Source organism: Enterococcus sp. DJ147D b, from assembly GCF_058216655.1.
In genome coordinates, this window is sequence record NZ_CM177104.1 from 2530092 (window position 1) to 2556015 (window position 25924).

Consider the following 25924-nt stretch of genomic DNA (forward strand, 5'->3'; position numbering starts at 1 on the left):
TGCTTACTCCTACTCTAGCTTTGAACGATCACCCATTGCGTAATCTGAGTCTTCTGCTAACTTAAATTCATCTTTGATTGGATCAGTCACATAGACTTTTCCTTCTTTGGTAACAAAAATAGCATTTGTTCCATTGTCTAGTTCTTCAACATAAGATAACCCTTTTTTCACACCCATTGAGAAAACAGCTGTTGAAAGACCATCCCCATCAATCGATTTGTTTGTGATGATTGTCACACTGGCAATGTCATTATCAAAAGGATAACCTGTTTTAGGATCAAATAAATGATGGTATTTCACGCCATCTACTTCCAAATACCGTTCATATATGCCTGAAGTTACCAATGTTTTATTTTTTTCTTTGATTGTTCCTAAAACAGAACCGCGAGCAAGATTAGGATCCTGAATGCCTACATTCCAATCTTGATTTTTTCCACGAGGACTGTGTCCCAAAACATACACATTTCCACCTAAATCAACAATTGCTGTTGTTACACCATTATCTTTAAGTACTTTGATAACTTCATCAGTAATGTACCCTTTAGCAATTGCACCTAAGTCAATGATCATTCCTTTTTCTTTTAAGTAAACAGTTTTCTCTTCATCGTTTAGTTCAATTTTATGATAGTCAACTAATTTTAAAGCTTGATCAATTTCTTCTTGCGATGGCTTTCTTGCATCATCAAAACCAATGCGCCACAGCTGTGTTACTGAACCAATTGCCATGTCAAAACCGCCGCGAGAATCTTCACTATATTCATACGCTTTTTTTACAAGTGAATAAACATCATCAGAAACTTTAACAGGTTTAATACCTGCTTGTGCATTGACCTCATCAATCTCAGAGCCTGATTGATTAATTGTAATTTTATCGCCCAATTCTTTCACACGATCAAAGGCTGGTGTTAATACAGACTCTTTTCCTTCATCATATACTCGTATTCGCACATAAGTTCCTAACAAAAATTTTTCTTGTGCATATGGTTCACTTAGAATTCCTTTGGCTGGTTTATCACTTTCTACTGTCTTTTCAGATGATGAACCACAACCAACTAGTGCAACTAAAGTACATACGGCTAGTAAGGAAAGTAGTAATTTTTTTCGCATAATTTTCCCCTTTTTACTTATTCTTAAGTTATCATACCTTCTTTTTTTCTAAATGAAAAGGTCGATATCAAAAAGAAAGAGGCTGATCTCAATTAAGTGATCAGCCCGTCATCATTTCTTGTTTAATTATTTAGTTACGATGTTGTCAACTTCAATTGTCTTTGTGTCGCCTTTTTCAGCAGCATTGATCAATTGTTGACCATACATAATAAATGAATGTGAGCTATGTGTAGCACCTGTTACTACTTCTACATCAGCTGGTGAACCGTCTTCTTCACTCATCACTTTAACTAATTCTTCGTTTAGTTCTGGGATGTATGTTTCTGGAGCAGTTCCGCTTTTTTCTTTCATTGATTTGTTGTATTCTTCATCATCTTGTTTTGATTTTCCATCTGCATTGATGTAATCAAAGTTTGATTTTGTAACTTTACCGTCAGCTACAGTTAATTCAAATGTTGTACGGTAACCATTTTTTTCATTTTTTTCTTCTAATTTATAAGTACCGTCTTTCAAGTCAGCACCATTATCAATTTCAATTGTTTCTGTGTTTCCAGCTTGAGCAGCTTGAACTAATTGTTGAGCGTAGTTTTGGAAGCTTTCTGATGAGTGAGTTGCTCCTGTTACTACTTCTACATCACCTGGGTTTTGTGCTTCAACAAATTTTTCATTTAATTCAGGAATAAATGCTTCTGGATTTGTGCCAGATTTTGCTTTCATATTTTTATTGTAATCAGCATCTTCTTGTTTTGATTTTCCATCTTCATTTACATTATCATAGTTTGATTCAGTGATCTTTCCATCTTTAACAACCATTGTGAACACTGTACGATAACCATTTGAATAATTTTTTTCTTCCAATTTATATGTGCCATCTTGTAATTCTCCACCTGCAATTACTGTTGCAGTTGATTCTGTTGTTGAACTTTGTGAAGATTGTGCAACTGAAGACTCTGAAGTTGAACTGTCTGAACTACTGTTGTTATCTGCTCCACAAGCTCCTAATACCAAGGCTGAAAAAGCTAAAACAGCAAATCCAGTTACAAAACGATTCTTTTTCATTATTAACCCACCAATCCCTTTTTATAATTCTTATAAATAATTTGTGATTCATTATACATTCTAATGAATCATACCAATAAGTCAACCGTTTTCTAAAAAAAAATAACACGAACGTATAAATCGTTTTCTTTCAGTAATTTTCGTGAAAAAAACGCTTAATAATCTTTTGATTAAAAAATGAAAAAGGAGTTAGACAAATTTACATAACGTATATATAATGTAAAAGGATTGTGTAACAATTATCAAACTGAAATGTTTACTAAGGAGCGGATTATCAATGACAAAGCAAAATATTGTCGTTGTAGGTGCAGGGTATGCCGGTGTGTCAGCAACAAAATTACTGGCAAAAAAACTTAAAAAAGAAGACGTAACGATCACTTTGATTGATCGCCATTCTTATCACACTATGATGACAGAACTACATGAAGTTGCCGGAGGGCGTGTTGAGCCAGAAGCCATTCAATATGACTTACAGCATTTATTCTCTCGCCAAAAAAATGTGCAATTAGTCACCGATACAGTAATTGGTATCGACAAAGAAAAGAAAATTGTTAAAACAAAACTAGGTACTTATCCATTTGATCAATTGATTTTAGGTATGGGTGGCGAGCCAAATGATTTCGGAACTCCTGGAGTGAAGGAACATGGATTCACGCTTTGGTCATTTGAAGACTCAGTAAAAATTCGTGAACACATTGAAACAACGGTTGCTAAAGCTGCAATTGAACCAGATGATGCTTTACGAAAAGCAATGCTAACATTTGTTGTCTGTGGTTCTGGATTCACTGGAATTGAAATGATTGGTGAATTAATCGATTGGAAAGCGCGTTTAGCGAAAGACTATAAATTAGATCCAAACGAAATCACTTTAATGGTGGTTGAAGCAATGCCAACGATTTTAAATATGCTTGATCGTAATGACGCCGCTAAAGCAGAGCGTTACTTACAAAAACATCAAGTTGAGTTGTTACTAAACTCTCCAATCGTTGAAGTTGATGCCAATCATATTAAATTAAAAGACGGACGTCAAATTCCAACACATACATTGATCTGGACAGCTGGTGTCAAAGGTACAACTGATGCTGCTGACTTTGGTCTTGAAACAGCTCGTGGCCAACGTCTTGTTGCTAACGAATACATGCAAGCTAAAGGATACGAAGATAAAAATATTTATATTATTGGTGACTTGGTATTCTATGAAGAATTTCCAAATACACCAACTCCTCAAATTGTTCAAGCAGCTGAACAAACAGGTCATACTGCTGCTGCTAACATCGTCGCTTCTATCAAAGGTGGCGAGAAACATAAATTCAAAGGAAACTATCAAGGATTTATGGTTTCGATCGGTGCTAAATGGGGCGTCGCAAACTTATTTGATAAAATTCATTTAAGCGGATTTTTAGCTATTATCATGAAACATATCGTCAACTTGAAATATTTCTTTGATATTCGTTCTGGTTACTATATGTTCCAATACTTGATGCATGAATTCTTCCATATCAAAGATGATCGTAATGTTGCCCGTGGACATTCTTCACGCTACGGAAATGTTTTATGGAGTGTTCCACTTCGCGTTTTCTACGGTTTGGTATGGTTTATCGAAGCTGGCAAGAAAATTGTCGGTGACGGTGAAGTACTAAAACCTAGCACTTGGTTTGGTGAAGGTTCATGGTTCCAAGGAAATAGTGTATTCCCTTGGACATGGGAATACAATGTTACTGATGTAGCAAGTGGTGCATCAGCAGCCGGTGATGCAACAACAGCTGCAAGTGGCGCTGGTGAAGCAACTGCAGAAACAGCGACGCAAGCTGCGCATTTTGGTTTAAGTTACGCTTATGGTGAACAGCCAATGGCTGTTATCGAAAAATCACCAAATTGGTTTACAAAAATCATGCAATTTATTATGCCAAATAATGATGTTGCAATGTTCTTCCAAAAATTTATGGTCTTCTTCGAAATTGCTTTAGCATTAGCATTGATTGCAGGATTGTTTACATGGTTATGTAGTGCAACAACAATCGTTCTTGTCATTACTTTCTGTCTATCAGGTATGTTCTATTGGGTAAACATTTGGTTTATCTTTGTAGCATTCGCACTTATGAATGGTTCTGGTCGTGCAATTGGTTTAGATCGTTGGGTCATCCCATGGTTGCAACGTACACTAGGTAGTTGGTGGTATGGCAGACCAAAAGCTCGCTACGGCGAAAAATAAAATGATTTTAGAAGAAAGTTCTAGGGAAGCCTAGGACTTTCTTTTGTTCCTATGCTAAAATTGGAGCAGTTATTCTGGAACAAGGAGGTCAATTACAGAATGAAAGATTTTATCAAGAAAAGTTTACTCAAACCATGGGATATCTTCATCATTATGCTTTTGATTGTCCTTTCTTTTTTGCCAATTATTATTTTTGGTAGTCAACAAAGCCAGTCCGTTGCAGAAAAAGAAGCTGTTTTACGCGTAGATGGAACAGAAATCAAAACATTTCCTTTAATCAGTGGAAATAAAAGCTACACTTACACATATACAGATGCAGATGGTGACTACAATATTATTGAAATCGCCGGTGATAAAATACGAATGAAAGAAGCAGATTGTGGGGATCAAATTTGCGTTCGTCGCGGATGGGTAACGAAAAACGGCGAAACAATTGTTTGCTTACCTCATAAATTAGTGATCGAAGTTCGATCAACAGACGGGAGTGAGGAAGACAGCTTGATTTACTAGCTGAAAAAATTATGAGCAAACTACAAAAATTGATTTATATCTCCTTACTCGTAGCCCAAGGAGTCATTATTGGCTTGTTAGAAAATATGATTCCTTACCCGTTTGCTTTTGCTCCTGGTGCAAAATTAGGATTAGCAAATTTGATTACCATCGTAGCTATTTTTACAATGAAAAAAAGAGATAGTTTCCTCTTGATTTGGTTGCGATTATTTCTAACAACTTTACTTGGTGGAACAATTTCAACTTTTCTTTATAGTATGAGTGGTGCTTTATTAAGTTACTTTGGCATGCTTTTGATAAAACAATTAGGACCAAAACGTGTCAGCATTATTGGAATCAGTGCTACAGGTGGTTTTATGCATAATGTAGGCCAATTAGTCACTGCGTCCTTTATTGCTCAATCTTGGACAGTTATGCTGTACCTACCTGTCCTTTCAATTTTTGGCATTTTATCTGGAATCGCAATTGGTATTGCCGCAAATTATTTATTACAGCATGTCCAAACACTTCAACGATTCCAACTGGATTATGAACGGGAAACCAAACAAAAATGGAGTCCAGTGTTTTTAAAAAAATAATCGTTATACGAGGAGTTTTTTATGAATCTACATCCAATGTGGAAAAATTACCCAACTTTAGCTTTAGAACTAGAAGCTACATTAACCAAAATGGAAAAAATCATCAATCTTAAAAATAAACCTGTCGAACAAGCAATTCGCGAAACAATTCATGCTGGTGGAAAATTATTACGACCAGCTTATCAATTACTTTTTTCACAATTTGGATCAGAACGTGATCGTGACAAAGCAATCTCACTTGCTGCGTCAATTGAAATGTTACACACAGCGACACTCATTCACGATGATATCGTTGATGAATCAGATTTACGCCGGGGAAAGCCCACTTTACGTAATCAATTTGGGAACACCGTTGCCGTATATGCAGGCGATTATTTATTTGTTTGTTGTTTCAAGTTATTATCAGACTACTCAACATCACTTAAAAGTTTACAACTTAACTCAAGAAGTATGGAAAAAGTCCTTGATGGTGAACTTGGCCAAATGGATGATCGTTATCAATACAATTTATCTGTAAAAGAGTATTTAGAAAATATCTCGGGAAAAACAGCTGAACTCTTTAAATTAAGTTGTTTTATTGGTGCCTATGAAAGTGGTACATCTGAATATTTTGCTAAAAAAGCAGGTGAAATTGGCAAAAATATCGGCATTGCCTTTCAAATCATTGATGATATCTTAGATTACACACAGGACAGTGAGGAAATTGGTAAACCCGTTTTGGAAGACATGCGTCAAGGTGTCTACTCGCTACCATTGATTTATTCTTTGCAAAAGGAACAGGCTGCTTTACTCCCTTATTTAGAAAAAAGAACGAATATGACCCTTGAAGATGTCAATAAAGTTCGACAACTAGTTCATGAATTTGGTGGTGTCAAACAAGCGCAACAACTAGCTACTAAATATACAGAGGCTGCTTTGAAAGACATTCAAAAATTACCTCAAACAACCGAGCAAACCAAAGAAAATTTATTAACTTTAACACAAACCATCTTGACTAGAACAAATTAAAAACGTTCAAGCAAAAAATCAATAAAGATTTTTTTGCTTGAACGTTTTTAATTTTGTAAATTTTCTAACGCATAGTCACAAATTCTTCTGCACCAGTAGGATGAATAGCTACTGTGTTATCAAAATCCGCTTTTGTTGCGCCCATTTTGATAGCAACAGCAAAACCTTGTAACATTTCATCTACACCTACACCAATCGCATGTAACCCAACAATTTTCTCTTCTTTTCCAGCACAAATCAGTTTCATTTCACATTTTTGACGATAGTCACTTAAGGCAAAGTACATTGGCGTAAAACGTGAGCGATAAACTTTGATTTCTTTTTCGCCATATTTTTCTAGCGCCTGTTCTTCTGTCAAGCCAATCGTAGCAATCGGTGGATGTGTAAAGATAACTGTTGGAACCAAGTTATAATCTAAATACTCATCTTTCTTGCCATTAAACAAACGCTCTGACAAGCGACGACCTGCAGCAATCGCTACTGGTGTTAGATCGATTTTTCCAATGACATCCCCTACAGCAAAAATATGTTCATCTGTTGTATTTTGATATTTGTCGACTTGAACAAAACCTTTTTTTGTAAGTGTCACATTTGTATTTTCTAGTCCAAGATTTTTAGTATTAGGTACGCGACCACCAGCAAATAGTACACAATCACCCGTTAATGTATTACCATTATCAAAAATAACAGTATAGTCTTCATTATTTTTGATAATCTCAACAGCTGTATGGTTAGCAAAAGTTTTCATTCCTGCTGCTTGGTATATTTCAATCAAGTTATCTGATAGCATCTTATCAAATGTTCGTAGAGGCCTTTCTTTACGATAGGCCCACATTACTTCGCTGCCAAAACCTTGTAATACGCCAGAAAGCTCTGCAGCAATATATCCTGCACCAAGCACAATTGTTCGCGCTGGTAACTCAGTCAATTCAAAGAATCCGTTAGAATCGATCGCGTATTCACCACCAGGGATTGTCATTTGACTCGCACGACCGCCTGTCGCAATTAAAATTCTAGGTGCTTGATATCGTTGACCATTTACTTCAACTGTTTGACTATCAATAAATGTTGCATATCCTTTAACTGCATCTACTTGATTACTATCTAATCCTCGTTGATAAGCTCCATGTAAAAAGTCGATATATTTTTGACGTTTTTCTACTAATTCGGAAAAGTCGACCTTCATTACATCTGCTTGAATCCCATAGCTTGATGCATCTCGTTCAATTGTTTCTAAAATCGTGCTTGCTTGCCACATCACTTTTTTAGGTACACAACCAACATTTACGCAAGTCCCACCAAGTTCATTACTTTCAATCAATAAAACTTTCGCGCCATACATACCCGCACGGTTTGCAGAAGCAATCCCTCCGGATCCTCCACCAACCACGATATAATCATAGGTTTTCATTTCGTTCCTCCTAGAAAAGACGAGTTTCCCCGGTCATTATTCTTTCTTTTTACGAATCATATCACCTGGTTTAACTGGTTGCTCAACCGGCATTGTTAAAATCATCATTGGATTTGGTGCACGGTCAATTGATTCGCCGTCCTCATTATACATAACTTCTACCGTTTGATAGAAATGATTGAACCCAGGACCATAAAACTCGATTTCATCATCAATAGAAAATAAGTTTCTTTGACGAATTGTTGCCATCTTCGTTTCATCGTCATAAGCTAAAACTTCTCCAACGAATTTATAAACAGGGATTTTACGTCGTGCACCAAATAATTGTTCATTCTCACTTGGTGTATCATAATAAAAACCAGTTGCTAATTCTCTTTGTGCAACTTTCCACAATTCATCAATCCACTCTTGCTTGCATACATAATTTTCTGGATCAGCCATATAGCTATCTACTGCTGCCTTGTAAACATTTGAAACCGTAGAAACGTAATGAATTGATTTCATTCTACCTTCGATTTTAAAGCTATCTACCCCGTTTTCGATTAGTTCAGGGATATGCTCAATCATAGACATATCTACAGCACTCATTGAAAACTCTTCTTCAATTTCTCCGGAATCTGTCAAACTATTACGCTCTTGCCCAAACGGCATATCAAACAACCCATATTTCCAACGACATGATTGTGAACATCCACCACGGTTGGCGTCACGCATCGACATGTGATTAGAGAGCGTACAACGACCAGAATACGAAATACACATGGCGCCATGGATGAATGCTTCTATTTCAATGTCCGTGTTTTCACGAATAACTGCAACTTCTTCCATTGATACTTCACGAGCCAAGACAACGCGTTCTAACCCTTCTTCTTTCCAGAATTCCAAAGTTTCAAAATTGGTGGCAGAAGCTTGTGTTGATAAATGTATTGGTAAACCGGGTGCTTCTGTCGCACAAATTTCAATTAATGCTGGATCAGAAACAATCACAGCAGAAATACCCACATCACGTAAACTGCGGAAAAATTCTCCTGCTCCTTCTTCATTTCCTTCATGTGTCACCATATTTGCAGCTACATAAACTTTTGCTTGATGTTCTTTTGCAAAAGCAACACCTTCAGCCATTTCTTCATAAGTGAAGTTACCCGCACGACTCCTTAATCCATAAGCATTTCCACCGATATATACAGCATCAGCACCATAATGAATAGCAGTTTTTAATTTTTCTAATGTTCCAGCCGGAGCTAGGACTTCCGGACGTTTTAATTTCTTTTTGGTTGTCATTTTTCTTTCGTCATACTCCTTATTTGATTGAAGTAGGATCAATATAAAAGAATCCTGTATCCAATTCTCGATTTTCTGGATGCAATTTACGAACCTTCTCTGTTAATTCGATTGCTATTTCTTCGTTCCAACTTCCTGCTAAAATATAATTTTTTGCTTCGACAAATAACTCAGCAATTTCAACGAAAGCATCTCCTGAAGTAAATAAACCATCTAATTTCCAAGTTCGATAATGATAAGTATTTAATTGTTCCAACTCATTCATTAAATTCAAATCATTACTTGCAAAGATATGTGTACCGTGACTATCCTCATAAATCGAATAGTGAGTTTCTTCTTTTTTAGGTTCAGAAATGAAAAGACCTCTTTCACGTCCAACTTCCTCTGTTTGTTGTGTGTAATTATAATAATTTTGTAATAATGGTCGTTTGGATTGATGGATACAAGTTGCTCCGTATACTAAAATTTCTGTTGGAACTACTAGTGATTCTGCCATCGATTTCATTTCATCAAAAGGAACTTCCCTCGATAAAACTGCACCAACTGCTCCTTTTTTACTCCAAAAATTGATTTGGCGTGAGCTCGTTACAAGTGTTTCGCCATCATAGACAAATGGCAAACGTAACTCTGGATTTTTCTTCATCGTATAAATAATTCCAGTGTCGCCTACTGTAATGACATCTGTTCCAATTTCTTTTAAAAATTGAAGATATTCTGGCACTTTCTTCATTTTTTCAGGATGAATAATGCCGTTGACAGCGATATTCGCTTTTTTTCCATATTTATGTGCTAATTCAACTAATTCGCGCTGTTCATTTCTAGTAAATGAAGCGGGCAAACGTAAACCGAATTGTTCTTCTCCAAAATATAAAGTGTCAACTCCAGCGTTTAATAATTCTTCTGCTTGATTAAATGATTCAACAGTAGTTATGATTTCGATCATAGTTACCTCCTTCTACAACCTCATAATAGTAGCATAGGTCTAAAAACTTTCCAATAGTCCTTATATTTAAAGTTGGATTTTCGAAAATATATTTTGGTCTTTAGTTAAACAGTAAAAAATGGCACAAAAATCAAAATTGATTTTTGTGCCATTTATCAAAGTTAAATTCAGACAGAAACGATTTCCTTTTTAATTTTTGGTTCTCTAACATTCAAAGTGATTTTTCCTTTTGAACCACCAATAGTTACTCGATCACCTAGATGAATTTCTCCACTAAGCAAAGCTTCACTTAATCGATCTTCAACTTCTTTTTGAAGTGCACGACGGATTGGACGAGCACCATACTCTGGATCAAAACCAGCTTTACCAATGATATCAATCGCTGCTTGGGTAATTTTCACTTCAATGTCTTGGTCTGCTAAACGTTTTACAATCGCTTTGCTCATAATTTGAACAATTTCACGAATTTCTTCTTTGTTCAGAGAGTGGAAGACTACTGTTTCATCAATTCTGTTCAAGAATTCGGGGCGAAAAGCTTTCTTTAATTCTTCTAAGATTCTTTTTTGCATTGCTTTATGATCTTTCGTTACATCTTGGACATTAAATCCGACATTTTTTTCTTCTCTAATTTGTGTCGCACCAATGTTCGATGTCATAATTAGAATTGTATTTCTAAAATCAACTTTTCTTCCCTTAGAATCTGTCAAATGACCATCATCAAGTACTTGCAATAGTAAATTAAAAACATCTGGATGTGCTTTTTCAACTTCATCTAACAAGATAACTGAATAGGGTTTTTGACGAATTTTTTCTGTTAATTGTCCACCTTCATCATAACCAACATATCCTGGAGGCGAGCCAATCAAACGACTAGTACTATATTTTTCCATAAATTCAGACATATCTACACGAATTAATGATTCTTCGCTACCAAACATCACTTCAGATAATGCTTTTGCAAGTTCTGTTTTCCCGACACCTGTTGGCCCAAGAAACATGAATGAACCAATCGGTCGTTGTGGATCTTTCAAACCACTTCGTGCACGACGGATTGCTCTAGAAACTGCTTTAACCGCTTCATCTTGTCCTACTACTCGTTCATGTAATAATGCTTCTAATTCTAATAAACGTTCGCTTTCTTTTTTCTCCAGTTGCTGTAATGGAACGCCTGTCCATTCAGAAACTACTGTTGCGACATCTTCATCAGTCACTCGATTGGCATAACCATTCGTATTTTTTTCTTCAATCAATAAAAGTTTTTCAAGTTTTTGTGTAGCTTTCTTTTCTTTATTACGCAAAAGGGCCGCGGTTTCAAAATCTTGTTTCTGAATGGCTCTTTCTTTCTCAATAACCAAACGCTCAATCTCAGCTTTAACTACTGTAGTCTCGCTTACATCACTTGTTTGATCTAACCGAACTTTTGCTGCAGATTCATCAATCAAATCAATTGCCTTATCTGGAAGTTGCCTTGAATTGATGTAGCGAACAGAAAGAGTAACGGCGGCACGCAAAGCTTCGTCTGTAATTGCTACACCATGATGCTCTTCATAACGTGAACGTAGACCTCGCAAAATTTCTTCTGCTTCTTCAGTTGAAGGTTCATCGACTTGAATACGCGCAAAACGTCTTTCTAAAGCAGAATCTTTTTCAATATATTTTTGGTATTCATCTAAAGTTGTCGCGCCAATTGTTTGAAGCTCACCACGCGCTAACGCTGGTTTTAAAATATTTGATGCATCAATTGCGCCTTCCGCACCACCTGCACCTATCAGTGTATGCAACTCATCAATGAACAAAATAACTTGACCATCATTGTAAATTTCATCAATTACTTTCTTCATACGATCTTCAAATTCACCACGATATTTTGTTCCTGCTACTAAAGAACCCATATCTAACATCATCAAACGTTTTGAACGCATTTCTTCAGGTACTTCACCTAGAATAATTTTCTGAGCCAATCCTTCGGCGATAGCTGTTTTACCTACACCTGGTTCCCCAACAAGGACTGGATTATTTTTTGTTCGTCGACTTAATACTTGGATTACTCTTTTTACTTCTTTTGAACGACCTACAACAGGATCTAATTTATTTTCTTTAGCTAGTTTGGTTAAATCGCGAGCTAACGAGTCTAAAGTTGGTGTTCCTTTAACAGTTTGGCGCTTGTCTTGTGGATTTCTGCGACGACTAGCATTATTTTTAAGACCTTCATTCATGCCCATTTTTCGTTTAAGCATTTGACGAACAGTAGCAACATCTACTCCTAAGTTAATAAGAATACGTGTAGCCATAATACTCTCATCTTTCAACAAACTAGATAAAATTTGTTCTGTACCTATTTTTTGAATATTCATTTTTTTTGCTTCGCTATTTGCTAGTGCAAAAACTTGTTTCATTCGTGGTGAGTATGGAAGATAAATTCCTTCTACATACTTATTTACGCCACCATAACCAATTAAATGTTCAATTTCTTCATAAATATCTGTTTCATTTACGCCTAACTCACGTAAAACTTTCCCAGCAATTCCATTAGGTTCTAAAACTAAAGCTAATAAAATATGCTCAGAACTAACAGATTGGTGTTTTAATCTTTTTGCTTCATCTTGTGCGATTTCCAAGACTACTTGGGCCCGTTCATTAAAAAGTTCTTCCATCAATCTTCACTTCCCATCTTCATAACTTAACCGTTCTAAAAAAGCTCGTAGAATTCTAGCACGAATATGACCTTCCAGGTCACTGTAATTTAGAGTGCTTTTTGCAATAGCACTAAGCATTAAATTTCCTTCTTTTTTTGTAATCATTTTATCCTCATATAATTTTTGGATAATTGAAAATGAATCTTTTTCACTGATTGTTTCATCAAATAGCTGATTAATTTGGTCTAACATATGTCTCTTGTCAGAAATTCGAACTTTTGCAATTCTAATATAGCCACCACCGCCGCGTTTACTTTCTACTAAATAACCGCGTTGAATAGTAAAGCGAGTGTTTATAACATAATTTATTTGCGAAGGAACGCAGTTAAAGAGGTCTGCCATTTCAATCCTTCGAATCTCAATCATTTCATTTTCTTCTAAAATTTTTTTTATATATGACTCAATTAAATCCGAGGTATTTTGATGTGCCATCTTCTTCATTCCCTTTGACTAATATTGACCTTAATTATAGCTAATTTAAACAAAGAATGAAAGGAGAATGCCTTTAGTTAATAAAAGTTTCAATAAAATACCATTTTAAACCAAAAAAAATACGGAATAAACTATTCCGTATTAACGCGCCCAAGAGGAGTCGAACCCCTAACCTTTTGATCCGTAGTCAAACACTCTATCCAGTTGAGCTATGGGCGCATATTCAATTTATAAAAATTATAAAACGAATTCAACAAAAAATCAATAAAAAAATCGGGAAGACAGGATTCGAACCTGCGACCCCTTGGTCCCAAACCAAGTGCTCTACCAAGCTGAGCTACTTCCCGAAAAAATAAAAAGACTACGCGCCCAAGAGGAGTCGAACCCCTAACCTTTTGATCCGTAGTCAAACACTCTATCCAGTTGAGCTATGGGCGCATATGTGTTAATGCCGAGGACCGGAATCGAACCGGTACGGTGATCACTCACCGCAGGATTTTAAGTCCTGTGCGTCTGCCAGTTCCGCCACCCCGGCGTTTTGATAATGGCAAAGCGGAAAACGGGGTTCGAACCCGCGACCCCCACCTTGGCAAGGTGGTGCTCTACCACTGAGCTATTTCCGCATAAACTTGATGCCGGCTAAAGGATTTGAACCCTCGACCCTCTGATTACAAATCAGATGCTCTACCAACTGAGCTAAGCCGGCTTGAATAGATATATTCATATAATGCGGGTGAAGGGACTTGAACCCCCACGCCGTAAGGCGCTAGATCCTAAATCTAGTGCGTCTGCCAATTCCGCCACACCCGCAAAAATATGAGCCGTACAGGGCTCGAACCTGTGACCCTCTGATTAAAAGTCAGATGCTCTACCAACTGAGCTAACGGCTCATATGGAGGTTAACGGGTTCGAACCGCTGACCCTCTGCTTGTAAGGCAGATGCTCTCCCAGCTGAGCTAAACCTCCATTGATAACTTAAGCGTGGCGACGTCCTACTCTCACAAGGGGCAACCCCTCACTACAATCGGCGCTAAGAAGCTTAACTTCTGTGTTCGGCATGGTTACAGGTGTATCCTTCTCGCTATCGCCACCACACTGTGGTGTTATCTTATTGAGTTTGCTTTTGCTCACTCAAAACTGGATTTGAAGTAATCTCAAACTCTTCCGAGTTTTTTCTTTTACCATTCTTGGTTAAGTCCTCGATCGATTAGTATCAGTCCGCTCCATACATCACTGTACTTCCACTTCTGACCTATCTACCTGATCATCTCTCAGGGATCTTACTTTCTTAAAGAAATGGGAAATCTCATCTTGAGGTGGGCTTCACACTTAGATGCTTTCAGCGTTTATCCCTTCCCTACATAGCTACCCAGCAATGCCCTTGGCAGAACAACTGGTACACCAGCGGTAAGTCCATCCCGGTCCTCTCGTACTAAGGACAGCTCCTCTCAAATTTCCAACGCCCGCGACGGATAGGGACCGAACTGTCTCACGACGTTCTGAACCCAGCTCGCGTGCCGCTTTAATGGGCGAACAGCCCAACCCTTGGGACCGACTACAGCCCCAGGATGCGACGAGCCGACATCGAGGTGCCAAACCTCCCCGTCGATGTGGACTCTTGGGGGAGATAAGCCTGTTATCCCCAGGGTAGCTTTTATCCGTTGAGCGATGGCCCTTCCATGCGGAACCACCGGATCACTAAGCCCGACTTTCGTCCCTGCTCGACTTGTTGGTCTCGCAGTCAAGCTCCCTTCTGCCTTTACACTCTTCGAATGATTTCCAACCATTCTGAGGGAACCTTTGGGCGCCTCCGTTACCTTTTAGGAGGCGACCGCCCCAGTCAAACTGCCCATCTGACACTGTCTCCCACCACGATTAGTGGTGCGGGTTAGAGTGGCCATAACGCAGGGGTAGTATCCCACCAGCGCCTCCATCGAAACTAGCGTTCCGATTTCTACGGCTCCTACCTATCCTGTACATGCGGTACAGACACTCAATATCAAACTACAGTAAAGCTCCATGGGGTCTTTCCGTCCTGTCGCGGGTAACCTGCATCTTCACAGGTACTAAAATTTCACCGAGTCTCTCGTTGAGACAGTGCCCAAATCGTTACGCCTTTCGTGCGGGTCGGAACTTACCCGACAAGGAATTTCGCTACCTTAGGACCGTTATAGTTACGGCCGCCGTTTACTGGGGCTTCAATTCGTACCTTCGCTTACGCTAAGCACTCCTCTTAACCTTCCAGCACCGGGCAGGCGTCAGCCCCTATACTTCATCTTACGATTTTGCAGAGACCTGTGTTTTTGATAAACAGTCGCTTGGGCCTATTCACTGCGGCTGATCTGACGATCAGCACCCCTTCTCCCGAAGTTACGGGGTCATTTTGCCGAGTTCCTTAACGAGAGTTCTCTCGCTCACCTTAGGATTCTCTCCTCGACTACCTGTGTCGGTTTGCGGTACGGGCCATTGTTTTCTCACTAGAAGCTTTTCTTGGCAGTGTGACATCAGGAACTTCGGTACTATTATTTCCCTCCCCATCACAGCTTGTCCTTAAAAGATTAAGCATTTGACTCAACCTAAGACTTACTGCTTGGACAGACATTTCCAATCGTCTGCTTTCCTTAGCCTCCTGCGTCCCTCCATTGCTCAAACAAAAACAACGGGTACAGGAATATCAACCTGTTATCCATCGCCTACGCCTTTCGGCCTCGGCTTAGGTCCCGACTAACCCTGGGCGGACGAGCCTTCCCCAGGAAACCTTAGTCATTCGGTGGACAGGATTCTCACCTGTCTTTCGCTACTCATACCGGCATTCTCACTTCTAAGCGCTCCAGTAGTCCTCACGATCTACCTTCAACGCCCTTAGAACGCTCTCCTACCATAACACCATAGGTGTTATCCACAGCTTCGGTAATATGTTTAGCCCCGGTACATTTTCGGCGCAGGGTCACTCGACTAGTGAGCTATTACGCACTCTTTAAATGGTGGCTGCTTCTGAGCCAACATCCTAGTTGTCTGTGCAACCCCACATCCTTTTCCACTTAACATATATTTTGGGACCTTAGCTGGTGGTCTGGGCTGTTTCCCTTTCGACTATGGATCTTATCACTCACAGTCTGACTCCCGGATATGAATGAATGGCATTCGGAGTTTATCTGAATTCGGTAACCCGAGATGGGCCCCTAGTCCAAACAGTGCTCTACCTCCATCATTCTCAATTCCGAGGCTAGCCCTAAAGCTATTTCGGAGAGAACCAGCTATCTCCAAGTTCGTTTGGAATTTCTCCGCTACCCACACCTCATCCCCGCACTTTTCAACGTACGTGGGTTCGGTCCTCCAGTGCGTTTTACCGCACCTTCAACCTGGACATGGGTAGATCACATGGTTTCGGGTCTACGACTACATACTCAAACGCCCTATTCAGACTCGCTTTCGCTACGGCTCCGTCTCTTCGACTTAACCTCGCATGCAATCGTAACTCGCCGGTTCATTCTACAAAAGGCACGCCATCACCCATTAACGGGCTTTGACTTGTTGTAGGCACACGGTTTCAGGTTCTATTTCACTCCCCTTCCGGGGTGCTTTTCACCTTTCCCTCACGGTACTGGTTCACTATCGGTCACTAGGGAGTATTTAGCCTTGGGAGATGGTCCTCCCGGATTCCGACGGAATTCCTCGTGTTCCGCCGTACTCAGGATCCTCCTAGGTGCTTTCCAAATTTCATCTACGGGGTTTTTACCCTCTTTGACTGACTTTTCCAAGTCATTCGATTATCTGAAAAAACTACCATATCGGAGTCCTACAACCCCAACAAGCAAGCTTGTTGGTTTGGGCTTTTCCCGTTTCGCTCGCCGCTACTCAGGGAATCGAATTTTCTTTCTCTTCCTGCAGGTACTTAGATGTTTCAGTTCTCTGCGTCTACCTCAAATATGCTATGTATTCACATATTTGTAACATCCTATAAAAGATGCTGGGTTCCCCCATTCGGAAATCTCTGGATCATAGCTTACGTACAGCTCCCCAAAGCATATCGGTGTTAGTCCCGTCCTTCATCGGCTCCTAGTGCCAAGGCATCCACCGTGCGCCCTTATTCACTTAACCTTATCAACCTTACGGTTGGGTTTTGACTTCATTTCTAGCGATAGAAACGTGTCAAGAAAAATAAGCAATTGAACTTATTAAAAAACTCATTCAACGCGGTGTTCTCGGTTTGTTTTGATCTTACTTCAAATATCCAGTTTTCAATGAACAAAATTAACAACTAATGTTGTTAATGGAGCCTAGCGGGATCGAACCGCTGACCTCCTGCGTGCAAAGCAGGCGCTCTCCCAGCTGAGCTAAGGCCCCAAGTATTAAAAATAATAAGAGTAAACCTCTCAAAACTGAACAAAGTAATAATGACAAACCTGTGTAGTCTCCGTAATATTCCTTAGAAAGGAGGTGATCCAGCCGCACCTTCCGATACGGCTACCTTGTTACGACTTCACCCCAATCATCTATCCCACCTTAGGCGGCTGGCTCCAAAAGGTTACCTCACCGACTTCGGGTGTTACAAACTTTCGTGGTGTGACGGGCGGTGTGTACAAGGCCCGGGAACGTATTCACCGCGGCGTGCTGATCCGCGATTACTAGCGATTCCGGCTTCATGTAGGCGAGTTGCAGCCTACAATCCGAACTGAGAGAAGCTTTAAGAGATTAGCTTAGCCTCGCGACTTCGCGACTCGTTGTACTTCCCATTGTAGCACGTGTGTAGCCCAGGTCATAAGGGGCATGATGATTTGACGTCATCCCCACCTTCCTCCGGTTTGTCACCGGCAGTCTTGCTAGAGTGCCCAACTTAATGATGGCAACTAACAATAAGGGTTGCGCTCGTTGCGGGACTTAACCCAACATCTCACGACACGAGCTGACGACAACCATGCACCACCTGTCACTTTGCCCCCGAAGGGGAAGCTCTATCTCTAGAGTGGTCAAAGGATGTCAAGACCTGGTAAGGTTCTTCGCGTTGCTTCGAATTAAACCACATGCTCCACCGCTTGTGCGGGCCCCCGTCAATTCCTTTGAGTTTCAACCTTGCGGTCGTACTCCCCAGGCGGAGTGCTTAATGCGTTAGCTGCAGCACTGAAGGGCGGAAACCCTCCAACACTTAGCACTCATCGTTTACGGCGTGGACTACCAGGGTATCTAATCCTGTTTGCTCCCCACGCTTTCGAGCCTCAGCGTCAGTTACAGACCAGAGAGTCGCCTTCGCCACTGGTGTTCCTCCATATATCTACGCATTTCACCGCTACACATGGAATTCCACTCTCCTCTTCTGCACTCAAGTCTCCCAGTTTCCAATGACCCTCCCCGGTTGAGCCGGGGGCTTTCACATCAGACTTAAGAAACCGCCTGCGCTCGCTTTACGCCCAATAAATCCGGACAACGCTTGCCACCTACGTATTACCGCGGCTGCTGGCACGTAGTTAGCCGTGGCTTTCTGGTTAGATACCGTCAAGGGATGAACAGTTACTCTCATCCTTGTTCTTCTCTAACAACAGAGTTTTACGATCCGAAAACCTTCTTCACTCACGCGGCGTTGCTCGGTCAGACTTTCGTCCATTGCCGAAGATTCCCTACTGCTGCCTCCCGTAGGAGTTTGGGCCGTGTCTCAGTCCCAATGTGGCCGATCACCCTCTCAGGTCGGCTATGCATCGTGGCCTTGGTGAGCCGTTACCTCACCAACTAGCTAATGCACCGCGGGTCCATCCATCAGCGACACCCGAAAGCGCCTTTCAAATCAAAACCATGCGGTTTCGATTGTTATACGGTATTAGCACCTGTTTCCAAGTGTTATCCCCTTCTGATGGGCAGGTTACCCACGTGTTACTCACCCGTTCGCCACTCCTTTTCTTTCAGTGGAGCAAGCTCCGGTGAAAGAAAAAGCGTACGACTTGCATGTATTAGGCACGCCGCCAGCGTTCGTCCTGAGCCAGGATCAAACTCTCATAATAAAAGTTAGAACAATCTTTCGATTGTTAAGCTCAATTTGTTTGCTAGCATATTGCTTGCTGTTTAAAAATGTTTGTTGTCTTGAATTGAATCAAGACGCCCTACACATTTGGTTTGTCTTACTTTGTTCAGTTTTCAAAGGTCTACTTGAATTGCCGTAGCAACTTTTATATCATATCAGAGCGACGTTTAAATGTCAACTCTTTTTTGAAAAAGTTTTTCCGATTTCGTTTAAGAAATCTTTCGGCAACTCATTTATCATATCGCATCGTTTGTTATTTGTCAAGAATTTTTTTGAAGTTTTTCTTGATGAAATCAAGCTTCATAAGAGGTTCTTTCTAAACGACTCAGTTATCTTATCACGTGACAATTCACATGTCAATAACTTATTTAACAATTGCTCAACAAAATTACGACAACTCTGTTGAACAAATAATAATATACCAACTTAAAATTCTAAAGTCAACAAGAAAAAAGCTGTTTTGACAACATTTATAGCAAGATCGATTATTCTTTAATTCTGTTTTAAATTCATTCGCTTTTTACACTATTTTTGCTCAATTATATGTTATATCTGAAAAAATTGTTCAGTTTTTTTTATTATATTTGATTTACAGTGATTTCTTCTAAATTTTTTGTTAACAAAGTGTTGCTTTTATCTATTTCTGCTTTTTTTTGCTAGAATAATGGTAAACATACTTATATTCTGGAGGATTCACTATATGAAAATTTTAATTGCAGATGACGATAAAGAAATTGTAGAGTTATTGAGTATCTATGTACACAATGAAGGATACGAAGCGGTAAAAGCTTATGATGGAAAAGAAGCACTATCAAAAATCAGAACCATTCCAGATATTGAACTACTTATTTTAGATATCATGATGCCTGAAATGGACGGGATGCAAGTTGTGAAAGAATTACGGAAAGAATCTCAAATTCCAATTATCATGTTAACAGCAAAAACAACTGATATGGATAAAATCAAAGGATTGGTTGCTGGTGCAGATGATTACGTAACTAAACCATTTAATCCATTGGAAGTTATGGCGCGTGTAAAATCTTTACTACGTCGTACAAAAATGCAAATAACTGCTGAACAACCAGATGTACTAGAAGTAAACTCGTTGATAATCAATAAAGACTCTCATGAGGTAAAAACAATTGACGGGAAAGAAATCCAATTAACTGCTCTAGAATTTGGAATTTTATATCTTTTAGCAAGTCATCCAAATCGTGTTTTTAGTGCGGATGAAATTTTTGAACGTGTTTGGAAACAAGAAAGTATTGTCTCAGCAAAAACAGTTATGGTACATGTGAGCCATTTACGGGATAAGATTGAAGAAGCTACAGGTGGAGAAAAAGTCATTCAAACTGTTTGGGGGGTTGGATATAAAATTGACGCAAGATAAGAGCGTAGGAAAAGAAAAGCGCCGACGTATCATTTTAACCTCCAAAGAAATTAGTGAACTTTTAGCAGAAGGAATCATCACAGTTATTCTTTTACTTCTATTAAATGTTGCTATTTTAGTAGTAATTAGTTCTGTCATTAACAGCTCCCCTTCTCTCACAAATGCAATTTGGGACTCCAAAAATATTTTTGCTCAACGACTTGGATCTGACCTTTTTTGGAATGGTAGGAATTTTATTATTCCGCTTTTCTTACTATTAGATATAGCAGTTTTATACTGGCGCTTGATTCGTCGCTATCGGCAAATGCAGTTACGTCATATTATTAGTGAACTGCATTTCATTGCTAATGGCAACTATGATCACCGAATCCCTTTTGAACTCAGTGGAGATCTTAGTAGAGTTGTCACTAGTATCAATGGATTAGTAGATAGTACTGTCGCCGCTATTGAAGATGAACGAAAAATTGAAAAATCAAAGGATGAACTAATTACAAATGTAAGCCATGATATTCGTACCCCACTAACATCCATTATTGGCTACTTAGGTTTGATTGAAGATGGACAATATCATTCTCAAGAAGATCTTTTGAAGTACACACATACTGCTTATGTAAAGGCGAAACAAATGAAGTCTTTAGTTGAAGATCTTTTTGAATATACAAAAGTACGACAGCCTGCTGTACCTGTTAACTTTTCAGCATTTGATTTAATTCAATTAATCGAACAACTTGCTGCTGACTTTGAGTTGGAAGCGGCAAAAAAAAATATCCAAATACTTGTCCAATCTAAAGAGTCTTCTTTGATTATGGATGGAGACACAGAAAAATTGGTTCGTGTCTTTAATAATTTAATTACAAATGCTTTGAAGTACGGTAAAGGAGCTACAAAGATTATTATTGAAGTCGAGCGTATTGGAACAGAAGTTGTAGCTGTCGTCAAAAATAATGGTGCAATGATTCCAAAACAATCGCTTGATAATTTGTTTGACCGTTTTTATCGAGTGGAAGAATCTCGATCACAAGCAACTGGTGGAACAGGACTTGGGCTAGCAATTGCTCAAAGTATCGTTGCATTACATGGCGGCTACATTTATGCAAAATCAGATCAAAGTTGGACTTCATTTATTATGCACCTACCTTTGAAAAAAAATAGTAAACTTCCTCAAGACAAAAAATAATCAGTTGACGAACATCCTATTTTTCGATATTCTTAAGTCAATTAGTGAATACTAAACACTGAACCCAGTACACTTTATTTTTTTTACAGAGAGCTGATGGTCGCTGCAAATCAGTAAAAAATAATTTGGAAGTTCCAGTTCTATAATGTGTGCTTTTTGAAATAAAAAAAGCCGGTTAGCAGCCGTTATCTGTAAACAAGAGCAGCCGTTGATGCTGAACTCGGGTGGTACCGCGAATACAAGACTATTTCGTCCCAAGATTTTTTGGGAACAAATAGTCTTTTTTTATTTATAAAGGAGGAATTAGTAATGTTAGATGTGAAAATGATGCGTCAGAACTTTGACTCAGTCCAAGAAAAATTAATGACACGTGGCGTAAAAAAAGAAACTTTGGCTGAATTTATGGAATTAGATGAAAGTCGTCGTAATTTGCTTGTAAAAAGTGAGGAATTAAAAAAATATCGAAATGATGTTTCTGCAGAAATTGCGCAACTAAAACGTAATAAAGAAGATGCTTCTGCAAAAATTTCAGAAATGAAAGAAGTTGGTGGTAACATCAAAGCCTTAGATACAGAAATTGCTGATGTTGATGAAAAACTTACTCAGATTGCTACTACCTTACCAAATTTACCTAATGAATCAGTCCCAATTGGAAAAGATGAAGAGGATAATGTCGAAGTTCGTCGTTGGAGCAATCCACGAAACTTTTCTTTTGAACCTAAACCACACTGGGAAATCGCAGAAAATCTTGATATTTTAGATTTTGAACGTGGCGCGAAAGTTTCAGGAAGTCGTTTTGTTTATTACAAAGGGTTAGGCGCGCGTCTAGAACGTGCGGTATATAATTTTATGCTAGACCAACATATTTATGAGCACGGCTATACTGAAATGATTACTCCATACATCGTTAACAGTCGTGCAATGTTTGGGACAGGTCAATTTCCAAAATTTAAAGAAGATGTATTCCAATTGGAAAATACTGATTTAACATTGATTCCTACTGCAGAGGTTCCTTTAACTAACTATTACAATGATGAAATTTTAAATGGAAAAGATTTGCCAATTCGCTTTACCGCTCTTAGCCCTGCTTTTCGTTCAGAAGCTGGCAGTGCTGGTAGAGATACTCGTGGTTTGATTCGCTTGCATCAATTTAACAAAGTCGAAATGGTTAAGTTTTCTGATGCTGAACATTCTTATGAAGAACTAGAAAAAATGACTAATGATGCTGAAGATATTTTGCAAAAATTGAACTTACCCTATCGTGTCGTTGCTTTATCAACAGGGGACATGGGCTTCTCTGCTGCTAAAACTTATGATTTAGAAGTTTGGATTCCTGCACAAGATACTTTCCGTGAAATCAGTTCATGTTCAAATTGTGAAGATTTCCAAGCACGTCGAGCAATGATTCGCTACCGCGATGAAGATGGAAAAATTCATTATGCACATACATTGAATGGTTCTGGTTTAGCTGTTGGCCGCACAGTCGCAGCAATCTTAGAAAATTATCAAAATGAAGATGGCTCAGTAACTATTCCTGAAGTCTTAGTGCCATATATGGGAAATTTAAGAGTAATCAAATAAATTTACTTTATAAAACAAAAAACCATCCACCAAAATCATAATTGATTTTGGTGGATGGTTTTTTGTTGTTTATGATTCAACTGAATAGTTTGGTGCTTCTTTAGTGATTTGAACATCATGTGGATGTGATTCTTTTAGTCCACTGCCACTCATTTGGATGAATTGTGCATCATCTCTTAATTGTTGTAAGTTTGCAGCACCAACATAGCCCATTCCAGATTTTAATCCGCCAATCATTTGGAAGATGATATCTGCTACGCTTCCTTTATAAGCTACACGGCCTTCAATACCTTCAGGAACTAATTTATTTGCTTCATTAATGCTACCTTGGAAATAGCGATCTTTTGATCCTTTTTCCATTGCACCTAATGAACCCATTCCACGATATGTTTTGAAACGACGACCTTGGAAAATTTCAAATTCACCTGGTGATTCATCTGTCCCGGCTAGCATACTACCTAACATAACCGCATGTCCTCCAGCAGCTAAAGCTTTAACAATATCACCTGAATATTTGATCCCACCATCGGCAATAATTGTTTTACCATATTGACGTGCAACGGAAGCTGCATCATAAATGGCTGTTAATTGAGGAACACCGACACCTGCAACAACCCGAGTTGTACAAATCGAACCAGGTCCAATCCCAACTTTAACAACATCAACACCAACATCATAAAGTGCTTTGGTTGCTTCAGCAGTTGCTACGTTACCAGCAATCAATGTTGCTTCTGGGAAAGTTTCACGAATTTCTTTAATCTTACGAATCACACCTGCACTGTGACCGTGAGCTGTATCAATGATGATTGCATCTACACCAGCAGCTAATAAAGCATCCGCGCGCTCAAAAGTATCACTTGTTACACCTACTGCAGCGGCAACGAGTAAACGACCATGTTCATCTTTCGCAGCATTAGGAAATTCGATTACTTTTTCAATATCTTTAATGGTAATCAAACCACTTAAGCGACCATCTTCATCAACGATTGGTAATTTCTCAATCTTGTGTTTCTGTAAAATTTTCTCTGCATCTTTTAGAGAAGTTCCTTCTGGGGCAACAACTAAGTTATCCTTTGTCATCACATCGTCAATCGGAATATGATAATTTGTTACAAAACGCATATCACGGTTAGTGATGATTCCTACTAATTTTCTATTTTCTAAAGTTTCAACAATTGGAACACCACTAATGCGATATTTACTCATTAGTTCTTCGGCATCAGCAACTAGATGTTGTGGTGTTAAAAAGAATGGATCAATGATAACGCCACTTTCTGAACGTTTCACTTTGCGAACTTCTTCCGCTTGCTGGTCAATTGTCATGTTTTTATGAATAACACCTAGACCACCTTGACGAGCCATTGCAATTGCCATTTTACTATCAGTTACCGTATCCATACTTGCGCTCATAATTGGAATGTTTAACTTAATATTTTTTGCTAGTTGTATGCTCATATCCACTTCGTTTGGTAACACGTGACTTTCTGCTGGTATCAATAAGACATCATCAAAAGTAAACCCTTTTTTCGTGAACTTTGTTTCCCAGTTGGACATTGTTAGTACCACTCCTCTAATTTAGTTTATCTATTAAAATAAGCGATTTTAACCTTTAAGTCAATAACCAAGCAGAAACTGCTGCTTTATTTCTCATAAAACAACGATTTTCTTTCGATTATTCTCATTGTTACGAAAGAAAACAAAAAAAAACAACGCACAAATAAATTCGTGCGTTGTTCGTTCATTTATCTTCTTGGAACAGATAAGCTGCCTACAATTTCATATTTTTTCTTCAAATAGTAACGTAGTGCTAATGCCCCGGCACCAATAACAATTACTATAATTGGATTCAATACAGGATTAAGAACAGGTGGAAGTAAAGTTGTCGCTGAAAATGCGATTACCCACACAAGTGTTGAGCCACCTAAAATCAATAAAGTTTTTAACATTCCTGGTTTCTTACTTCTATCTGCACCTGGATATTCATATTGATAAATATATTTATACATCATATAAAACACCCAACCACCAATTGCTGACCCGAATAGAAGCGTAGAAATTCCATAAGCTGGAGCTGTTTCACGTGAAAAGAAACCTGTAATTGCAATCATGATGCTCAGTAGACCTAGTAACAATAATGTATTATCTAGCCACATCAAAACTGGTGTAGAAGATTTCTTTGGCGCTACTGGCTTACTAATAATTGATTCTGTTCGCTCAGAAACCGTTCCAAAAAGTTGACGTGCAGTTTTACCGCCTTTTTGTTCTTTCACCAAGACTGGTAGCATATCATGAAGCGCATTAACTTTTTCTGCCTCAGATAAGTTTGCCGCCTCTAAAGATTTCTTCAAATCAAAAATATACTGTTGGTTTCGCTTCGTTAATTGTGTTTCTAAATGATTATTTTCTTTCACCATTTCACGTAATTGCTCTGGTTCCATGATCTAGTAGTCCTCCTTAGCCGTTAGTTTGCTTAACGGTTGTCACAAAAAATATTTTAACATATTTTTAGCAAACTATGATAGCCCT

Annotated in this window: 16 protein-coding genes, 10 tRNA genes, 3 rRNA genes and 1 other annotated feature; of the genes, 7 read left to right on the top strand and 22 right to left on the bottom strand. The window is 38.8% G+C overall.

Annotated elements, in window-relative coordinates; genetic code table 11:
* Positions 1–9: 9 nt before the first annotated feature.
* Together AC4BD1_RS11955 and pplA are read right to left on the bottom strand one after the other, a co-directional pair.
* The gene (locus tag AC4BD1_RS11955; protein WP_206908594.1) at positions 10–1107 is read right to left on the bottom strand and encodes an FAD:protein FMN transferase; all 1098 of its coding nucleotides are present in this window, start codon (positions 1105–1107) and stop codon (positions 10–12) included.
* 126 nt (positions 1108–1233) lie between these two features.
* Positions 1234–2166: an extracellular electron transfer flavoprotein PplA gene (gene pplA / locus AC4BD1_RS11960; protein WP_206908602.1), complete on the bottom strand. Its 933-nt coding sequence runs from the start codon at positions 2164–2166 to the stop codon at positions 1234–1236.
* Positions 2167–2443: 277 nt separating this feature from the next.
* Between pplA and AC4BD1_RS11965 the strand changes: the two genes are divergently transcribed.
* From AC4BD1_RS11965 to AC4BD1_RS11980, 4 genes are all read left to right on the top strand, one after another.
* The gene (locus tag AC4BD1_RS11965; RefSeq protein ID WP_490485650.1) at positions 2444–4378 is read left to right on the top strand and encodes an NAD(P)/FAD-dependent oxidoreductase; all 1935 of its coding nucleotides are present in this window, start codon (positions 2444–2446) and stop codon (positions 4376–4378) included.
* Between the two features lie 99 nt (positions 4379–4477).
* Positions 4478–4888: a NusG domain II-containing protein gene (locus AC4BD1_RS11970; protein WP_206898144.1), complete on the top strand. Its 411-nt coding sequence runs from the start codon at positions 4478–4480 to the stop codon at positions 4886–4888.
* A gap of 11 nt (positions 4889–4899) precedes the next feature.
* The gene (locus tag AC4BD1_RS11975; protein ID WP_071869254.1) at positions 4900–5466 is read left to right on the top strand and encodes a Gx transporter family protein; all 567 of its coding nucleotides are present in this window, start codon (positions 4900–4902) and stop codon (positions 5464–5466) included.
* A gap of 21 nt (positions 5467–5487) precedes the next feature.
* Complete coding sequence (locus AC4BD1_RS11980; RefSeq protein WP_490466648.1) at positions 5488–6474, top strand: polyprenyl synthetase family protein; 987 nt, start codon at positions 5488–5490, stop codon at positions 6472–6474.
* Positions 6475–6538: 64 nt separating this feature from the next.
* On the opposite strand, the gene gor is transcribed toward AC4BD1_RS11980, so the two are convergent.
* The 18 genes from gor to AC4BD1_RS12070 form a co-directional block, all read right to left on the bottom strand.
* Positions 6539–7885 (bottom strand): glutathione-disulfide reductase, encoded by a 1347-nt coding sequence (gene gor / locus AC4BD1_RS11985; RefSeq protein ID WP_490485651.1) that lies wholly within the window; start codon positions 7883–7885, stop codon positions 6539–6541.
* Between the two features lie 36 nt (positions 7886–7921).
* The gene (locus AC4BD1_RS11990) at positions 7922–9166 is read right to left on the bottom strand and encodes a peptidase U32 family protein (protein ID WP_490466650.1); all 1245 of its coding nucleotides are present in this window, start codon (positions 9164–9166) and stop codon (positions 7922–7924) included.
* Positions 9167–9185: 19 nt separating this feature from the next.
* Positions 9186–10109 carry a peptidase U32 family protein gene (locus AC4BD1_RS11995; protein ID WP_206911219.1) on the bottom strand — a complete coding sequence of 308 codons (924 nt, stop codon included), beginning with the start codon at positions 10107–10109 and terminating at the stop codon, positions 9186–9188.
* 167 nt (positions 10110–10276) lie between these two features.
* A complete protein-coding gene (locus AC4BD1_RS12000; protein ID WP_206911217.1) occupies positions 10277–12763 on the bottom strand; it encodes an ATP-dependent Clp protease ATP-binding subunit in 2487 nt (828 codons plus the stop codon).
* 6 nt (positions 12764–12769) lie between these two features.
* Positions 12770–13237 carry a CtsR family transcriptional regulator gene (locus AC4BD1_RS12005; RefSeq protein ID WP_206911215.1) on the bottom strand — a complete coding sequence of 156 codons (468 nt, stop codon included), beginning with the start codon at positions 13235–13237 and terminating at the stop codon, positions 12770–12772.
* A 145-nt stretch (positions 13238–13382) separates the two neighbouring features.
* A tRNA-Arg gene (locus AC4BD1_RS12010) sits at positions 13383–13456 on the bottom strand.
* Between the two features lie 54 nt (positions 13457–13510).
* A tRNA-Pro gene (locus AC4BD1_RS12015) sits at positions 13511–13584 on the bottom strand.
* Between the two features lie 17 nt (positions 13585–13601).
* Positions 13602–13675: transfer RNA gene (locus tag AC4BD1_RS12020), tRNA-Arg, on the bottom strand.
* An 11-nt stretch (positions 13676–13686) separates the two neighbouring features.
* A tRNA-Leu gene (locus AC4BD1_RS12025) sits at positions 13687–13772 on the bottom strand.
* A gap of 16 nt (positions 13773–13788) precedes the next feature.
* Positions 13789–13860: transfer RNA gene (locus tag AC4BD1_RS12030), tRNA-Gly, on the bottom strand.
* A 10-nt stretch (positions 13861–13870) separates the two neighbouring features.
* A tRNA-Thr gene (locus AC4BD1_RS12035) sits at positions 13871–13943 on the bottom strand.
* 22 nt (positions 13944–13965) lie between these two features.
* Positions 13966–14047, bottom strand: a tRNA-Leu gene (locus tag AC4BD1_RS12040).
* A 7-nt stretch (positions 14048–14054) separates the two neighbouring features.
* Positions 14055–14127 (bottom strand) — tRNA-Lys (locus tag AC4BD1_RS12045).
* A 3-nt stretch (positions 14128–14130) separates the two neighbouring features.
* Positions 14131–14203 (bottom strand) — tRNA-Val (locus AC4BD1_RS12050).
* 13 nt (positions 14204–14216) lie between these two features.
* Positions 14217–14332 (bottom strand): 5S ribosomal RNA (rrf, locus tag AC4BD1_RS12055).
* 92 nt (positions 14333–14424) lie between these two features.
* Positions 14425–17338 (bottom strand): 23S ribosomal RNA (locus AC4BD1_RS12060).
* 173 nt (positions 17339–17511) lie between these two features.
* Positions 17512–17584, bottom strand: a tRNA-Ala gene (locus tag AC4BD1_RS12065).
* Between the two features lie 86 nt (positions 17585–17670).
* Positions 17671–19230: ribosomal RNA gene (locus tag AC4BD1_RS12070) — 16S ribosomal RNA — on the bottom strand.
* Together the 16S, 23S and 5S rRNA genes with 10 tRNA genes alongside form the textbook arrangement of a ribosomal RNA operon.
* Before the next feature lie 720 nt (positions 19231–19950).
* Here AC4BD1_RS12070 and croR point away from each other — a divergent pair.
* The 3 genes from croR (at position 19951) to serS (ending at position 23398) form a co-directional block, all read left to right on the top strand.
* Positions 19951–20640: a response regulator transcription factor CroR gene (croR, locus tag AC4BD1_RS12075; RefSeq protein ID WP_067483692.1), complete on the top strand. Its 690-nt coding sequence runs from the start codon at positions 19951–19953 to the stop codon at positions 20638–20640.
* Positions 20627–21817: a sensor histidine kinase gene (locus AC4BD1_RS12080; protein ID WP_206909715.1), complete on the top strand. Its 1191-nt coding sequence runs from the start codon at positions 20627–20629 to the stop codon at positions 21815–21817. The genes croR and AC4BD1_RS12080 overlap by 14 nt, the downstream gene beginning before the upstream one ends.
* 51 nt (positions 21818–21868) lie before the next feature.
* Positions 21869–22077, top strand: a binding site (T-box leader).
* 49 nt (positions 22078–22126) lie between these two features.
* Positions 22127–23398, top strand: coding sequence for a serine--tRNA ligase (gene serS, locus AC4BD1_RS12085; RefSeq protein WP_206909714.1), 1272 nt, complete (start codon positions 22127–22129; stop codon positions 23396–23398).
* 69 nt (positions 23399–23467) lie between these two features.
* Here the strand turns inward: serS and guaB are convergent, their stop codons facing one another.
* Complete coding sequence (gene guaB / locus AC4BD1_RS12090; protein ID WP_490466652.1) at positions 23468–24952, bottom strand: IMP dehydrogenase; 1485 nt, start codon at positions 24950–24952, stop codon at positions 23468–23470.
* Positions 24953–25140: 188 nt separating this feature from the next.
* Positions 25141–25836, bottom strand: a complete 696-nt coding sequence (locus AC4BD1_RS12095; RefSeq protein WP_206907839.1) for a DUF1129 domain-containing protein — start codon at positions 25834–25836, stop codon at positions 25141–25143.
* Positions 25837–25924 lie beyond the last annotated feature (88 nt).

Excerpts from the sequence above, each read along its gene's own strand:
- gor (WP_490485651.1), bottom strand. The coding sequence starts at position 7,885 with ATGAAAACCTATGATTATATCGTGGTTGGTGGAGGATCCGGAGGGATT.
- AC4BD1_RS12005 (WP_206911215.1), bottom strand. The coding sequence starts at position 13,237 with ATGGCACATCAAAATACCTCGGATTTAATTGAGTCATATATAAAAAAA.
- pplA (WP_206908602.1), bottom strand. The coding sequence starts at position 2,166 with ATGAAAAAGAATCGTTTTGTAACTGGATTTGCTGTTTTAGCTTTTTCA.
- AC4BD1_RS11955 (WP_206908594.1), bottom strand. The coding sequence starts at position 1,107 with ATGCGAAAAAAATTACTACTTTCCTTACTAGCCGTATGTACTTTAGTT.
- croR (WP_067483692.1), top strand. The coding sequence starts at position 19,951 with ATGAAAATTTTAATTGCAGATGACGATAAAGAAATTGTAGAGTTATTG.
- AC4BD1_RS11990 (WP_490466650.1), bottom strand. The coding sequence starts at position 9,166 with ATGACAACCAAAAAGAAATTAAAACGTCCGGAAGTCCTAGCTCCGGCT.
- AC4BD1_RS12095 (WP_206907839.1), bottom strand. The coding sequence starts at position 25,836 with ATGGAACCAGAGCAATTACGTGAAATGGTGAAAGAAAATAATCATTTA.
- serS (WP_206909714.1), top strand. The coding sequence starts at position 22,127 with ATGTTAGATGTGAAAATGATGCGTCAGAACTTTGACTCAGTCCAAGAA.
- AC4BD1_RS11975 (WP_071869254.1), top strand. The coding sequence starts at position 4,900 with ATGAGCAAACTACAAAAATTGATTTATATCTCCTTACTCGTAGCCCAA.
- AC4BD1_RS11995 (WP_206911219.1), bottom strand. The coding sequence starts at position 10,109 with ATGATCGAAATCATAACTACTGTTGAATCATTTAATCAAGCAGAAGAA.
- AC4BD1_RS11980 (WP_490466648.1), top strand. The coding sequence starts at position 5,488 with ATGAATCTACATCCAATGTGGAAAAATTACCCAACTTTAGCTTTAGAA.
- AC4BD1_RS11970 (WP_206898144.1), top strand. The coding sequence starts at position 4,478 with ATGAAAGATTTTATCAAGAAAAGTTTACTCAAACCATGGGATATCTTC.
- guaB (WP_490466652.1), bottom strand. The coding sequence starts at position 24,952 with ATGTCCAACTGGGAAACAAAGTTCACGAAAAAAGGGTTTACTTTTGAT.
- AC4BD1_RS11965 (WP_490485650.1), top strand. The coding sequence starts at position 2,444 with ATGACAAAGCAAAATATTGTCGTTGTAGGTGCAGGGTATGCCGGTGTG.
- AC4BD1_RS12000 (WP_206911217.1), bottom strand. The coding sequence starts at position 12,763 with ATGGAAGAACTTTTTAATGAACGGGCCCAAGTAGTCTTGGAAATCGCA.